A 13,708-nucleotide genomic window follows, 5' to 3' on the forward strand; every position below is an offset into this window, starting at 1 on the left:
ACACACAGGAATCGAATCCATGAAACGCAATCTGACCAGCGACGACGTCCGCGCGGCCATCTGGGGCGGCGCCATCCTCGGCGGGGGGGGCGGCGGGCTCATCGCGGCCGGCGAGCGCGCCGCGCAGCTGGCGCTGCAGGTCGGCACGCCGCAGCTGTGGAGCGTCGACGAGTTCGACGAGGCCGCGCTCACCGCCACCATGGCCCTGGTCGGCGCGCCGGCCGCGCCCGATCCGCACGTGCAGCCGGCGCACCTGCTGCGCACGCTGGAGCTGCTGCGGCGCGAGCTGCCGGCGGGCCAGAAGCTGGTCGCGCTGCATGCCAACGAGAACGGCGCCGAGACCACGGTCAACGGCTGGTTCCATGCCGCCATGACCGGCCTGCCCGTGATCGACCTCGCGTGCAACGGCCGCGCCCACCCCTCGAGCGTGATGGGCGCGCTGGGCCTGCACACCGAGCCCGACTACCTCTCGGTGCAGGCCTACGCGGGCGGCGAGCCGCACCGCTATGTCGAAGGCGTGGTGTCGGGCCGGCTCGAGCAGACCTCGGCCGTGGTGCGCCGCGCCTCGGTGGAGGCGGGCGGCCTCGTGGCCGTGGCGCGCAACCCCGTGACCGTGGGCTACGCACGCCAGCACGGCGCGCCGGGCGCCATCAGCCACGCCATCGCGCTGGGCCAGACCTTTCTCGATGGCGGCGTCGATGCCGTGGCTCGTTCGCTCGACGGCCGCCTTGTCGCCGAAGGCACGGTGCGCAGCTACCGCTGCGAGCAGCAGGAAGGGCTGGACGTCGGCGTGGTCGAGCTCGACGACGCGGCCGGCACCACGCTGCGCTTCATCAACGAGTACATGCTGCTGGCGCAGGGCGGTGAGCGCATCGCGCGCTTCCCCGACCTGATCATGACCTTCTCGGACGACGGCCAGCCCGTGGTGTCGGCGCATGTGCGCCAGGGCGCGCGGCTGCGTGTGCTGGTGGCGCCGCGCGCGCGGCTGTTGCTGTCGCGCACGATGTTCATGCCCGAGCTGTACCGGCCGCTCGAGAAGTCGCTGGGCGAAGCCTTCGCGCCGGCCTGAACGGAGAAGCCACATGGCATTGCGCATCCGCTGGATCCGGGCCGTCGGCAACGACACCTACAACGCGCGCTTCGCGCAAGAGTTCGCGCAGGTGAAGAACCCCGGCACCGAGGTCGAGGTGGTGTCGCTGCGCAACGCCTCGGTGCAGCACCACGTCGAGTACCAGAGCTACGAGGCGCTGCTGGGCGCCGACATCGTGCGCGCCGTGCGCGACACCGCGCAGCAGGGCTTCGACGCCGTGGTGGTCGGCTGCTTCTACGACCCGGTGCTGGTCGAGGCGCGCGAGATCTCCGGCCAGACGGTGGTGGTCGCGCCCTGCCAGGCCTCGTTCGAGGTCGCGTCCAACCTGGCGCAGAAGGTGTCGGTGATCGTCGGGCGGCGCAAGTGGGTGCCGCGCATCGAGGCGCGCGTGCGCGAGTACGGCCATGCGCACCTGATCGCCTCGTTCCGTGCGCTGGAACTCGGCGTGGAAGACTTCCAGCGCGACCGCGACGAAACCGTGCGCCGCATGATCGCCCAGGGCCGCCGCGCCATCGACGAGGACGGCGCCGAGGCGCTCATCCTGGGCTGCACGCTCGAGTTCGGCTTCTACCGCCAGCTGCAGGACGCGCTGGGCGTGCCCGTCATCGATTCGGCGCTGGCCGCCTTCAAGCGTGCCGAGGCGCTGGCCGATATGAAACAGCGTTTCGATTGGAAGCCCAGCCGCGTCGGCGGCTGCGAGCCGCCGCCCGAAGACAAGGAGCTGCTGGCCTGGAACGTGTTCGACCCGGCCGACGTGCCGGTGGTGTCGCCCGTTCGCGCCTGAACACCTGAACACGGCCCCATGAAAAACGCCCCGCCGCGGAGATCGCGACGGGGCGTTGCTGTTTCAGGGAAGAAACGTCGGCGTCAGCCTCAGTCCTGGGACTTCACCTTCGCCACGGCCAGCGCCGTCATGTTGATGATGCGGCGCACCGTCGCCGAAGGCGTCAGCACGTGGGCCGAGCTGGCGGCGCCCAGCAGGATCGGGCCCACCGTGATGCCGTTCGCGCCCGTCATCTTCAGCACGTTGTAGAGGATGTGCGCCGAGTCGAGGTTCGGGCACACCAGCAGGTTGGCCTCGCCGGAGAGCGTGGTCTCGGGCAGGGCGGTGCGGCGGATCTCGTCCGACAGCGCGGCGTCGCCGTGCATCTCGCCGTCGCACTCGATGTCGGGCGCCATCTGCGAGAACAGGTCGCGTGCCAGGCGCATCTTGCGCGCCGAGCCGCGGCTGGAGGTGCCGTAGTTCGAGTGCGACAGGAAGGCCACCTTCGGCGGCAGGCCGAAGCGGCGCACCTCTTCGGCGGCCATCACGGCGATGCTGGCCAGCAGCTCGGCGCTCGGGTCTTCGTTCACGTTGGTGTCGGTGATGAACACCGTGCGCTTTTCGAGCGTGAGCGCATTCAGCGTGGCGAAGCCGGGCGCGCCGCGCTTCAGGCCGATCAGGTTGCGGATGTGCTCCAGGTGCACGTCGAAGCGCCCGACCAGGCCGCAGATCATCGCGTCGGCATCGCCCAGGTGCAGCATCAGCGCGGCGATGGTCGTGTTGGAGCGGCGCACCATGGTCTTGGCGGCCTCGGGCGTGACGCCGCGGCGGCCCATGAGCTTGTGGAAGCTCTCCCAGTAGGTGCGAAAGCGCGGATCGTCTTCCGGGTTCACGATCTCGAAGTCGGTGCCGGGGCGGATGTGCAGGCCGGCCTTCTGGATGCGTGCCTCGATCACCGCGGGGCGGCCCACCAGGATGGGCTGGGCCAGGCCTTCGTCGACCGCCCACTGCGCGGCGCGCAGCACGCGCTCATCTTCGCCCTCGGCGTAGGCCACGCGCTTGGTGGTGGAGATTTTTGCGGCGCTGAACACCGGGCGCATGAACATGCCCGTCTGGTAGACGAAGCGCGTCAGGTGCTGGCGGTAGGCCTCCATGTCCTCGATCGGGCGCGAGGCCACGCCCGAGGCGGCGGCCGCCTTGGCCACGGCCGGCGCGATGCGCAGGATCAGGCGCGAGTCGAAGGGCTTCGGGATGATGTAGTCGGGGCCGAAGGCCAGCTCCTGGCCGGCGTAGGCGGTGGCCACTTCTTCGCTGATGTCGGCCTTGGTGAGGTCGGCAATCTCGCGCACGCAGGCCAGCTTCATTTCTTCCGTGATCTTGCTCGCGCCGCAATCGAGCGCGCCGCGGAAGATGTACGGGAAGCACAGCACGTTGTTGACCTGGTTCGGGTAGTCCGAACGGCCCGTGGCGATGATGCAGTCGGGGCGCACGGCCTTGGCCAGCTCGGGGCGGATCTCGGGCTCGGGATTGGCCAGCGCCAGGATGATCGGCTGCGTGCCCATGGTCTTGACCATCTCGGCGCTCATGACGCCGGGGGCCGAGCAGCCCAGGAACACGTCGGCGTCCTTCACCACGTCGGCCAGGGTGCGGGCACCGGTGTCCTTCTGGGCGTAGCGGGCCTTCGATTCGTCGAAGCCGCCTGCGCGGCCCATGTAGATCAGGCCCTTGGAGTCGCAGGCGTAGATGTTGGCGGGCTTGGCGCCCAGGCCGACCATCACGTCCAGGCAGGCGATGGCGGCAGCGCCGGCGCCCGAGACGGCGATCTTGACGTCTTCGATCTTCTTGCCGACCAGTTCCAGGCCGTTGAGCAGCGCCGCGGCCGAGATGATGGCCGTGCCGTGCTGGTCGTCGTGGAACACGGGGATGTTCATGCGCTCGCGCAGCTTCTTCTCGATGTAGAAGCACTCGGGCGCCTTGATGTCCTCGAGGTTGATGCCGCCCAGCGTGGGTTCCAGCGCCGCGATGATGTCGACCAGCTTGTCGGGGTCGTTCTCGGCCAGCTCGATGTCGAACACGTCGATGCCGGCGAATTTCTTGAACAGGCAGCCTTTGCCTTCCATCACGGGCTTGGAGGCCAGCGGGCCGATGTTGCCCAGACCCAGCACGGCGGTGCCGTTGGTGATGACGCCCACGAGGTTGCCGCGGGCGGTGTATTCGGCCGCGAGCGCGGGATCTTCCGCAATGTCGAGGCAGGGGTAGGCCACGCCCGGCGAGTAAGCCAGCGACAGGTCGCGCTGGTTCAGCAGGGGCTTGGTGGGGGTGATCGAGATCTTGCCCTTGACGGGCGAGCGGTGGTATTCGCGCGCTGCTTCTCGAAGTGCTTCTTCAGCGGGGGACAGGGATGCAGCCATTTGAAAAGTCTCCTAGGTTCTGGCGGGCAATGAGGCTACCGCAAAAGCGCGGCCTCTTCTCTCGGGGGGAACGACGAGACCCTCTATCTTCCGCCTGATCGAGAGGGTCTGCCGACTCGCTAAACTTCAACACCCCCGTTTCCGGGGGGCAAATCCGTGCCGCACGGGCGGTGCGGCGAACCAACGTCCACAACCACAGAACAACACGGAGGGACATCGAATGACACCCGGACCTTTCACCGGCACCGAGCCGGATGTCGTGGTCATCGGCGGAGGCCCTTCGGGCTCCACGGTGGCTGCCTTGCTCGCAGACAAGGGCCACGACGTGGTGCTGCTCGAGAAGGCGCAGCACCCGCGCTTTCACATCGGCGAATCCTTGCTGCCGATGAACATGCCGCTGTTCGACCGGCTCGGCGTGCGCACCGAGGTCGAGGCCATCGGCCTGCGCAAGCACGGCGCCGAATTCGTCTCGCCCTGGCACGACCACAGCAGCCACTTCGACTTCGGCCAGGCGATGGACAAGAGTTTTCCCTATGCCGTGCACGTGCGCCGTTCGGAATTCGACGAGCTGCTGTTCCGCCACGCCGGCAAGCGCGGCGCGCGCACCTTCGAGGGCCGGCGCGTCACCGGCGTCGACATGGACGCCGGCAAGGGCACGCCCGACAACCGCCCGCTGGTGAAGGTCAAGGCCGACGACGGCACCGAGACCGAATGGCGCCCGCGCTTCGTGATCGACGCCAGCGGGCGCGACACGCTGCTGTCGAACCAGTTCGACGCCAAGCAGCGCAACCGCAAGCATGCGAGCGCCGCGCTCTATGGCCATTTCGCCAACGCCGAGCGCCGGCCGGGCCGCTTCGAGGGCAACATTTCGCTGTTCTGGTTCGACCACGGCTGGTTCTGGTACATCCCGCTGAAGGACGGCACCGTGAGCGTCGGCGCCGTGGCCTCGCCGGCCTACTTCAAGCGGCGCCAGGGCGCCTCGCTCGAAGACTTCCTGATGCAGACCATCGCGCTGGCGCCCAAGCTGGCCGCGCGGCTGAAGAACGCCACGCTGATGGAAGGCGCCACCACCACCGGCAACTACGCCTACGACTCCAAGTTCTGCCGCGGCGACCGCTTCATGATGGTGGGCGACGCCTACGCCTTCGTCGATCCGATGTTCTCCTCGGGCGTGTACCTGGCGATGAACAGCGGCTTCGAGGCCGCGACCTGCGCCGACCACTGGCTCAAGGGCGAGGCGAAGGAGGCCGAGAAGGCCTTCCGCCATTACGAGAAGGTGATGAAGCACGGGCCGAAGATGTTCTCGTGGTTCATCTACCGCATCACCTCGCCCGCCATCCGCCGCCTGTTCATGGCGCCGCGCAACATCTGGCGCATGCAGGAGGCGCTGTTGTCCATCCTGGCCGGCGATCTGTTCCGCAACACGCCCATCGGGCCGCGCTTCTGGGGCTTCAAGGTGACGTACTACGCGTCGTGCATCGGCATCCTGCCGCAGGCCGTGAAGACCTGGGCATGGCGCCGACGCAACCTGAAGGAGTCGCTGGAAGCTGCAAAAACTTAGCTCGCCCCCAGGCTGCGCGCACTTCGTGTCGCTACGCCAACCCCCTACCGGGGGCAACACCTGAGGCCCGGCAAAGCCGGTTCCTCGGTGTTTGCTGCTCAATCCGGGGTAACCGTGTGCTGTGCCAGCGCCTCGAGCGCCTTCACCAGCGCCGAGTGATCCAGCTGACCGTAGCCCATCGCCGCGCAGGCATTCATCAGCTGCGCTGCGTTCGCGGTCTGCGGCAGGGCCACGCCCAGCGAACGGGCGCTTTGCATCGCCAGGTTCAGGTCCTTCTGGTGCAGAGCGATGCGGAAGCCCGGCGCGAAGGTGCGCTTGATCATGCGTTCGCCGTGCACTTCCAGAATGCGCGAGCTGGCAAAGCCGCCCATCAGCGCCTGGCGCACCTTGGCCGGGTCGGCGCCGGCCTTCGAGGCGAACACCAGGGCTTCGCTCACGGCGGCGATGTTCAGCGCCACGATGATCTGGTTGGCCACCTTGCAGACCTGGCCGTCGCCCGCGCTGCCCACCAGCGTCACGTTCTTGCCCATCTTGTCCAGCAGCGGCTTCACGCGGCCGAAGGTGCCTTCGTCGCCGCCGCACATGATCGTCAGGCTCGCGGCCTTGGCGCCCACTTCGCCGCCCGAGACCGGTGCGTCGATGTAGCCGGCGCCCAGCGCCACGATGCGGCGCGCGAATTCCTTGGTGGCGATCGGGTCGATGGAGCTGCAGTCCACCACGATCTTGCCCTGCGAACCCTTCAGGCCGTCGGCCACGCCTTCCGCGCCCGGCGCGCCGAACAGCACCTTCTCCACGTCAGGGGTGTCGGGCACCATGATGAAAATGATGTCGGCCTTGCGCGCCACTTCGGCGGCCGAGCCGCAGATGGTGGCCTTCGAGACGAAGGGCTCGGGCGTGTTGCCGTGCGTGTTCACGAAGAGCTCGTGGCCTGCGTCGAGCAGGTGGCCCGCCATGGGGGCGCCCATGATGCCCAGGCCGATGAATCCGATTTTTTGTGCAGTTGCTGCGGTGGTCATGTCTCTGTTTCCTTCGTGAACGTTCATTGCTTCTTCGTGAGGGCTTCGCGCCAGCCGAGGCCTTCGATGGTGGTGGCGCGGGGCTTGTATTCGCAGCCGATCCAGCCGTCGTAGCCCAGCGCGTCGATGTGCTGGAACAGCCACGGGTAGTTGATCTCGCCCGTGCCAGGCTCGCCGCGGCCCGGGTTGTCGGCCAGCTGGATGTGGCCGATGCGCGCCAGCTGCTTGGTGAGCGTGTTGCCCAGCTCGCCTTCCATGCGCTGCGCGTGGTAGATGTCGTACTGCACACGCAGGTTGTCCGAGCCCACCTCGTCGATCAACGCCAGCGCCTGGTCGGTGCGCGTGAGGAAGAAGCCGGGGATGTCGAAGGTGTTGATCGGCTCGATCAGCAGGCGCAGGCCCGCGGCTTCGAGCTCGCGCGCCGCGAGGCGCAGGTTCTCGACCACGGTCTTGTGCGCGGCGTCGGTGCTCACGCCCGCCGGCACCTTGCCGACCAGGCAGTTGAGCTGCGGGCAGCCCAGCGCCGTGGCGTAGTCGATGGCCAGCGCGATGCCTTCGCGGAACTCGCCGGTGCGGTCGGGGTGGCAGGCGATGCCGCGCTCGCCCTTGTCCCAGTCGCCGGCCGGCAGGTTGTGCAGCACCTGCTGCAGGCCGTTGGCGCGCAGGGCGGCCGCGAGTTCCTTCTTGTCGAAGGGGTAGGGGAAGAGGTACTCCACCGCCTTGAAGCCGGCCTTGGCGGCCGCCTCGAAGCGCTGCATGAACGGCAGCTCGGTGAAGAGCATCGTGAGATTGGCTGCGAACTTGGGCATGTCTCTTGTCTCCTCAATCAGTCCAGCATCGCCACTGCGAGGGCGGTCGGTGCGTCGGCCGTGCTTTCGGCCAGCGGTTCGAATTCGTTGATGGCGTCGATCTCGGTGCCCATCGCGATGTTGGTCACGCGCTCGAGCATCACCTCGATGACCACCGGCACCTGGAACTCGGCCATGAGCGCCTCGGCGCGGGCGATGGCGGGCGCCATCTCTTCCTGCTTGTGCACGCGGATTGCCTTGCAGCCCAGGCCCTCGACCACCTTGAGGTGATCGACGCCGTAGCTGCCTTCGATGCCGGCGTCGGCCGGTGCGTTGATGTTGTCGAAGGCCAGCTGCACGCAGTAGTCCATCTCGAAGCCGCGCTGCGACTGGCGGATCAGGCCGAGGTAGGAGTTGTTGACCACGATGTGCAGGTAGGGCAGCTTGAACTGCGCGCCCACGGCCAGCTCTTCGATCATGAACTGGAAGTCGTAGTCGCCCGAGAGCGCGACGATCTTGCGCGTCGGGTCGGCGGCACGCACGCCCAGCGCGGCGGGAATGGTCCAGCCCAGCGGACCGGCCTGGCCGCAGTTGATCCAGTGGCGCGGGTTGTACACGTGCAGGAACTGCGCGGCCGCGATCTGCGACAGGCCGATGGTGCTCACGTAGCAGGTGTCGCGCTCCAGGTGGTTGTTCATGCACTGGTACACGCGCTGCGGCTTCATCGGCACGGTGTCGAAGTTGGTCTTGCGCAGCAAGGTCTTCTTGCGCTCGCGGCATTCGCCGGCCCAGGCGCCACGGTCGGTGAGCTTGCCGGCGGCCTTCATTTCCTCGGCCACTTCGACGAAGAGCTCGAGCGCGGCCTTGGCGTCGGAGACGATGCCGAAGTCGGGCGTGAACACGCGGCCGATCTGCGTGGGCTCGATGTCCACGTGCACGAAGGTGCGGCCCTTGGTGTAGACGTCGACCGAGCCGGTGTGGCGGTTGGCCCAGCGGTTGCCGATGCCCAGCACGAAGTCCGAAGCCAGCACGGTGGCGTTGCCGTAGCGGTGGCTGGTCTGCAGGCCGCACATGCCGGCCATGAGCGGGTGGTCGTCGGGAATGGCGCCCCAGCCCATGAGCGTGGGGATCACCGGCACGCCGGTGGCTTCGGCAAAGCGAACGAGCAGCTCGGACGCGTCGGCGTTGATGATGCCGCCGCCGGCCACGATCAGCGGGCGCTCGGCCGCCTGCATCATGCCGATGGCCTTCTCGATCTGGGCGCGCGTGGCGGCCGGCTTGTAGGGCTTCAGGGGCTCGTAGGCGTCGATGTCGAACTCGATCTGCGCCATCTGCACGTCGAAGGGCAGGTCGATGAGCACGGGGCCCGGGCGGCCCGAGCGCATGAGGTGGAAGGCCTGCTGGAACACCTGCGGCACCTGGCCGGGTTCGCGCACGGTGACCGACCACTTGGTGACGGGCTTGGAGATCGACTCGATGTCGACCGCCTGGAAGTCTTCCTTGTACAGGCGGGCACGCGGTGCCTGGCCGGTGATGCACAGGATGGGAATCGAATCGGCCCAGGCCGAGTACAGGCCCGTGATCATGTCGGTGCCCGCCGGGCCCGAGGTGCCGATGCACACGCCGATGTTGCCGGCCACGGCGCGGGTGTAGCCCTCGGCCATGTGCGAGGCGCCCTCGACGTGGCGCGCGAGGATGTGCGAGATGCTGCCGCGCTGGCGCAGGGCCGAGTACAGCGGGTTGATCGCCGCGCCCGGCACGCCGAAGGCCTGCGTGACGCCTTCTTTTTCCATCACCAGAACTGCGGCCTGGACCGCTGTCATCTTTGCCATTTGAAAGTCTCCTTGAGGTGGCCTCACTGTAGGAAGCGGGGCGCATTCCAAGAAGACGGCTGGGGGCCATAAAACCTATTCCGTGGTGGAATAACTGGCTACCATCCGGCCATGGATCGTTTGTTGGCAATGGAAATGTTCGTGCGCGTGGTCGAGACGGGGAGCTTCTCGAAGGCGGCGCGCGAGTTCAACACCACGCAACCCACCGTGACCAAGCAGGTCGCGGCCACGGAGGCGCGCCTGAAGGTGCGGCTGCTCAACCGCAACACGCGCGGCGTGAGCCTCACGGAGCCGGGCGCGCTGTACTACGAGAAGTGCAAGACCATCGTGCGCGACGCCGAGGAGGCCGACAGCATCGTGCAGCTGCGGCAGAACCAGGCGCAGGGCCTGCTGCGCGTGGGCACGTCGGTGGCCTTCGGGCGGCGCGTGGTGGTGCCGCTGGCGTTGGAGTACATGCGCCGGCATCCGCAGGTGCAGCTGGACCTGAGCTTCGAGGACCGCTATGTCGATCTCATCGCGCAGGGCATCGACGTGGCGATCCGCATGGGCAAGCTGGCCGATTCGTCACTGGGTGCGCGCTACCTGGGCGCGAACCCGTGGGTCATGGTGGCGTCGCCGGCCTATTTGAAAAAACATGGAACGCCCAAGCGTGCGCAGGACCTGAGCGCGCACGTGGCGCTGATCTACAGCAGCGTGGTGGGCGACGAGTTCTGGCGCATGCACACGCCGCGCGGGGAGCCGGTGACGGTGCCGGTGTCGGGGCGCTTCCGATCGAACAACCTGTCGGCGGTGCTGGCTGCGGCGCGTGATGGGTTGGGGATCGCGTTGATGCCGCGCTATGTGGCGAGTGAGTCGCTGGCTGCTGGCAAGGTGAACGCCGTGCTGGGGGACCATGCGCTGCCTGAGCAGGAGATTCACGCGGTCTTTCCCTCACCGAAGTTGGTGCCTGGGAAGGTGTCGGGGTTCGTGGCGTTTCTGCAGGGGCGCTTCGACGAAGGGTGGTGGGAGGCCTGAGCCGGCTGTTCAGGGCGCGTGCCCAGGCCACCGGGTACTTCCCTCCGCGAATGTCCCCCGGCCTGCGGCCTCCTCCTTGATTTCGCTGCGGGAAGCACCCAGTGCCCTGGGCACAGGCACGCTGTGGGGGAGCGGAACCCTCAGGCTGCCAGCCGTTGTGCTGCCCGCCCAGCAGGCCGCGCCAACCCCAGGTGATCGCGCAACGTGCGCCCCTCGTACTCCGTGCGAAAGAGGCCTCGCTTCTGCAGGATCGGCACCACGCCGTCCACGAAGTCCTGCAGCCCGTGCGGGAGCGCATCGGGCATCAGGTTGAAACCATCGGCCGCGCCGCCCTTGAACCAGCGTTCGATGTCGTCGGCGATCTGCTCGGGCGTGCCGACGATCACGCGGTGCCCGCCGCCGCCCGCGAGCTCGCGGATCAGCTGGCGCACCGTGTAGCCGTGCGTGCGACCGGCCGCGACCACGGCGTTGAAGAAGGTGTGGTTGCCGTTGCCATTGCCGGGCAGCGGCAGGTCGTCGGGCAGGCGCTCGTCGAGCTTCAGGCGGTCGGGCGTGATGCCCAGCGTGCCGGCCAGGCGCATGAGGCTGTAGTCCCACGGGATCAGGTCGACCAGTGCGTCGCGGCGGCGAAGCGCCTGCGCTTCGGTGGCGCCGACGATGGTGGTGAGGCCTGCCAGCACCTTCACCGCGTCGGGGCCGCGGCCCAGCTCGGCGGCGCGGGTCTTGAGGGCGCGTGCGTAGGCCTGCGATTCCTCGAAGGATTGCGAGGCGGAGAACACGGCTTCGGCATGGCGCGATGCGAGCTCGCGCCCGTCGGCCGAGGCGCCGGCCTGCACCAGCACCGGGTGGCCCTGCGGCGGGCGCGGCAGGTTGAGCGGGCCCTGCACCGCGAAGTGCTCGCCGCGGTGCGCGAGGGCATGCACCTTCGCCGGGTCGATGAAGCGGCCGGCGGCCTTGTCGCCCACAAAGGCGTCGTCTTCCCAGCTGTCCCACAGCGCCTTGACGATGTCGGCGAACTCGGAGGCGCGGGCGTAGCGCTTGGCATGGTCGGGCGTGGTGTCCAGGCCGAAGTTGCGCGCCGAGGGCAGGTCGGCCGTGGTCACCATGTTCCAGCCGGCACGGCCGGCGCTCACGTGGTCGAGCGTGGCGAAGCGGCGTGCGAGGTTGTAGGGCTCGTTGTAGCTGGTGGAGGCGGTGGCGATGAGGCCGATGTGCGTGGTCGCGGCGGCCACGCAGGCCAGCAGGATGGTGGGCTCCAGCGCGGTGATCGGGCGGAAGTGGATCTGGTCGACGATGGCCGCGTTGTCGGCCAGGAACACGGCGTCGAGCTTGGCGGCCTCGGCGATCTGCGCGGTGCGGATGTAGTGCTGGATGTCGGCGAACGCCCACGGGTCGCTCTCGGGCAGGCGCCAGGCCGAGGGCACGAAGCCGGAATGCAGGATGTTGACGTTGAGGTGCAGCTGCCTGCGCGGCGCGGTGGGGTGGTTGTTGCTCATTGGCTGAAATAGTCCGGCAGCCGGTAGCCTGCCCACACGGGGTTGGCCTTGAAGAACGTCTGGAATTCGGGCGACTGGTAGGCGGTGGCGATGTCTTTCGCGAACTTCGCGTGCTCGTTGCTGCGCTTCACCGCCACCACGTTGACGTAGGGCAGCGTCATGTCTTCGAGCTTCAGTGCCTCGGTGAGCTTCAGGCCCGAGGCCACGGCGAAGTTGCCCTGCACGGCCGCGAGGTCGGCGTCGGCCAGCGAGCGCGGCGCCTGTGCGGCGTCCAGCGGCACGATCTTCAGGCGCTTGGGGTTGCTCGCGATGTCGCGCTCCGACACGCTCAGCGGGCTCACGCCCGGCTTGAGCGTGACCCAGCCGATGGCCGCGAGGATGTTGAGTGCGCGGGCTGCATTCACCGGGTCGGCCGGCAGCGTGACGGTGGCGCCGTCGGGCACGGCGTCGAGCGTCTTGTGGCGGCGCGAATACAGGCCCATGGGCGGCGTCGGCACGTGCACCACGGGCACGAGGTCGAAGCCCTGCTGCTTGTTGGTGGCGTTCAGGTACAGCGAGTGCTGGAAGATGTTGGCGTCGATCTGGCCGCGCTCCACCGCGTCGTTGGGCTGCACGCCCTGGCTGAACTCGACGTACTTGATGCTGTAGCCCAGCTTCTTCAGCTGGGGCTCGATGCCGTGGGTGAAGGCGTCGCGGTAGGGGCCCGGCATGAAGCCGACGCGCAGGTCGTCCGCGTGGGCGGGCGCGAGCAGCAGCAGGCTCAGTGCGAGCCCGCCGGACAGCGGGGCAAGGCGGCGCAGCCACGAGGGGGCGCGCGAAAGGGAAGGCATGGCGACAACTCCGGGAGACGGCAAGGGGAGTCGGGCACTCTAGGACGCACGCCGTGCGTCGCGAACGAAGATTTGCGCGCTTGCATATCCGCAGGCCGGATAAACCGCGCCGGCTTTTGTAGGATGCGCCCCATGACCCTGCACATCGGAATCGTCGGCTGCTCCGCCGAAGGCGCGGCCCTTTGCTACAAGACCATCTGCATCGAGGGCGCGGCACTGCTCGGCCCGCACGCGCACCCCGAGGTGTCGATGCACACGCCCTCGCTCGCGGAGTACACGCGCTGCCTGGACGCGGGCGACCTGGCGGGCGTGGGCGAGTTGATGCTCGGCTCTGCGCACAAGCTCGCCGCGGCGGGCGCGGACTTCCTGATCTGCCCCGACAACACCATCCACCAGGCCTTCGACCACGTGGCGCCGCGTTCGCCGCGGCCCTGGCTGCACATCGCCGAGGTGGTGGCCGACGAGGCCGTGCGCCGGGGTTTTCGCCGCATCGGCATCACGGGCACGCGCTGGCTGACCGACAGCGAGGTGTATCCCGAGAAGCTCTCGGCGCGCGGTCTGGAATACGTGCGCCCCACAATCGAAGAGCGCGCCGAGATCGGCCGGATCATCATGGACGAGCTGGTCTGCGGCATCTTCAAGCCCGAGGCCGTGGCCACCTTCCAGCGCGTGATGCAGCGCCTGAAGGACGCCGAGGGCTGCGACGCGGTCGTGCTCGGCTGCACCGAGATCCCGCTGATCATGAGCGATGCGAACTCGTCGCTGCCGACGCTCGACTCGACGCGGCTGCTGGCGCGCGCGGCCTTGCGCCGCGCCACGCAGAAGGCCGACTAGGGCCTGTTCACCCTATTTCTGGCGTCGCGTTGGCTGGCAAAGGGGCTGGCTGCAAGGCGCCCGTGCGCAGCAA

Annotated in this window: 11 protein-coding genes; 5 read left to right on the forward strand and 6 right to left on the reverse strand. The window is 68.3% G+C overall.

Annotated features, from left to right (window positions below):
• Window positions 1-19 precede the first annotated feature (19 nt).
• Together AC3WQR_RS28765 and AC3WQR_RS28770 are read left to right on the forward strand one after the other, a co-directional pair.
• Window positions 20-1,069, forward strand: coding sequence for an S-methyl thiohydantoin desulfurase domain-containing protein (locus AC3WQR_RS28765; RefSeq protein WP_492745342.1), 1,050 nt, complete (start codon window positions 20-22; stop codon window positions 1,067-1,069).
• Between the two features lie 13 nt (window positions 1,070-1,082).
• Window positions 1,083-1,874 (forward strand): aspartate/glutamate racemase family protein, encoded by a 792-nt coding sequence (locus AC3WQR_RS28770; RefSeq protein WP_062473365.1) that lies wholly within the window; start codon window positions 1,083-1,085, stop codon window positions 1,872-1,874.
• 89 nt (window positions 1,875-1,963) lie between these two features.
• Here AC3WQR_RS28770 and AC3WQR_RS28775 read toward each other — a convergent pair whose 3' ends face one another.
• Window positions 1,964-4,264 carry an NADP-dependent malic enzyme gene (locus AC3WQR_RS28775; protein ID WP_492728165.1) on the reverse strand — a complete coding sequence of 767 codons (2,301 nt, stop codon included), beginning with the start codon at window positions 4,262-4,264 and terminating at the stop codon, window positions 1,964-1,966.
• A 220-nt stretch (window positions 4,265-4,484) separates the two neighbouring features.
• Here AC3WQR_RS28775 and AC3WQR_RS28780 point away from each other — a divergent pair, with 220 nt between their 5' ends.
• The gene (locus tag AC3WQR_RS28780; protein ID WP_062473369.1) at window positions 4,485-5,825 is read left to right on the forward strand and encodes an NAD(P)/FAD-dependent oxidoreductase; all 1,341 of its coding nucleotides are present in this window, start codon (window positions 4,485-4,487) and stop codon (window positions 5,823-5,825) included.
• A gap of 98 nt (window positions 5,826-5,923) precedes the next feature.
• Here AC3WQR_RS28780 and AC3WQR_RS28785 read toward each other — a convergent pair whose 3' ends face one another.
• Genes AC3WQR_RS28785 through gcl form a run of 3 tightly spaced genes read right to left on the reverse strand, consistent with a single transcriptional unit; the run spans window position 5,924 to window position 9,461 of the window.
• Window positions 5,924-6,841: a 2-hydroxy-3-oxopropionate reductase gene (locus AC3WQR_RS28785; protein WP_492745345.1), complete on the reverse strand. Its 918-nt coding sequence runs from the start codon at window positions 6,839-6,841 to the stop codon at window positions 5,924-5,926.
• Between the two features lie 23 nt (window positions 6,842-6,864).
• The gene (gene hyi, locus AC3WQR_RS28790; RefSeq protein ID WP_492745347.1) at window positions 6,865-7,650 is read right to left on the reverse strand and encodes a hydroxypyruvate isomerase; all 786 of its coding nucleotides are present in this window, start codon (window positions 7,648-7,650) and stop codon (window positions 6,865-6,867) included.
• Window positions 7,651-7,667: 17 nt separating this feature from the next.
• Window positions 7,668-9,461: a glyoxylate carboligase gene (gene gcl / locus AC3WQR_RS28795; protein WP_159273301.1), complete on the reverse strand. Its 1,794-nt coding sequence runs from the start codon at window positions 9,459-9,461 to the stop codon at window positions 7,668-7,670.
• A 111-nt stretch (window positions 9,462-9,572) separates the two neighbouring features.
• On the opposite strand from gcl, the gene AC3WQR_RS28800 reads away from it, so the two are divergent.
• On the forward strand, window positions 9,573-10,475 hold the full coding sequence (locus AC3WQR_RS28800; RefSeq protein WP_159273302.1) for a LysR family transcriptional regulator: 903 nt from the start codon (window positions 9,573-9,575) through the stop codon (window positions 10,473-10,475).
• A gap of 140 nt (window positions 10,476-10,615) precedes the next feature.
• Here AC3WQR_RS28800 and AC3WQR_RS28805 read toward each other — a convergent pair whose 3' ends face one another.
• Window positions 10,616-11,971: an LLM class flavin-dependent oxidoreductase gene (locus tag AC3WQR_RS28805; RefSeq protein ID WP_492745349.1), complete on the reverse strand. Its 1,356-nt coding sequence runs from the start codon at window positions 11,969-11,971 to the stop codon at window positions 10,616-10,618.
• A complete protein-coding gene (locus tag AC3WQR_RS28810; RefSeq protein ID WP_492745351.1) occupies window positions 11,968-12,801 on the reverse strand; it encodes a MetQ/NlpA family ABC transporter substrate-binding protein in 834 nt (277 codons plus the stop codon). The genes AC3WQR_RS28805 and AC3WQR_RS28810 overlap by 4 nt, the downstream gene beginning before the upstream one ends.
• A 132-nt stretch (window positions 12,802-12,933) precedes the next feature.
• On the opposite strand from AC3WQR_RS28810, the gene AC3WQR_RS28815 reads away from it, so the two are divergent.
• Entirely contained in the window at window positions 12,934-13,635 is a 702-nt protein-coding gene (locus AC3WQR_RS28815; protein WP_492745353.1) for an aspartate/glutamate racemase family protein, read from the forward strand.
• Window positions 13,636-13,708 lie beyond the last annotated feature (73 nt).

This window comes from Variovorax sp. FW305-3-2-15-B-LB1, assembly GCF_058787635.1.

Bases quoted from the DNA above. Each gene is read 5' to 3' on its own strand.
- AC3WQR_RS28805 (WP_492745349.1), bottom strand. From the start codon at position 11,971: ATGAGCAACAACCACCCCACCGCGCCGCGCAGGCAGCTGCACCTCAAC.
- AC3WQR_RS28765 (WP_492745342.1), top strand. From the start codon at position 20: ATGAAACGCAATCTGACCAGCGACGACGTCCGCGCGGCCATCTGGGGC.
- gcl (WP_159273301.1), bottom strand. From the start codon at position 9,461: ATGGCAAAGATGACAGCGGTCCAGGCCGCAGTTCTGGTGATGGAAAAA.
- AC3WQR_RS28800 (WP_159273302.1), top strand. From the start codon at position 9,573: ATGGATCGTTTGTTGGCAATGGAAATGTTCGTGCGCGTGGTCGAGACG.
- AC3WQR_RS28785 (WP_492745345.1), bottom strand. From the start codon at position 6,841: ATGACCACCGCAGCAACTGCACAAAAAATCGGATTCATCGGCCTGGGC.
- AC3WQR_RS28815 (WP_492745353.1), top strand. From the start codon at position 12,934: ATGACCCTGCACATCGGAATCGTCGGCTGCTCCGCCGAAGGCGCGGCC.
- hyi (WP_492745347.1), bottom strand. From the start codon at position 7,650: ATGCCCAAGTTCGCAGCCAATCTCACGATGCTCTTCACCGAGCTGCCG.
- AC3WQR_RS28780 (WP_062473369.1), top strand. From the start codon at position 4,485: ATGACACCCGGACCTTTCACCGGCACCGAGCCGGATGTCGTGGTCATC.
- AC3WQR_RS28770 (WP_062473365.1), top strand. From the start codon at position 1,083: ATGGCATTGCGCATCCGCTGGATCCGGGCCGTCGGCAACGACACCTAC.
- AC3WQR_RS28775 (WP_492728165.1), bottom strand. From the start codon at position 4,264: ATGGCTGCATCCCTGTCCCCCGCTGAAGAAGCACTTCGAGAAGCAGCG.
- AC3WQR_RS28810 (WP_492745351.1), bottom strand. From the start codon at position 12,801: ATGCCTTCCCTTTCGCGCGCCCCCTCGTGGCTGCGCCGCCTTGCCCCG.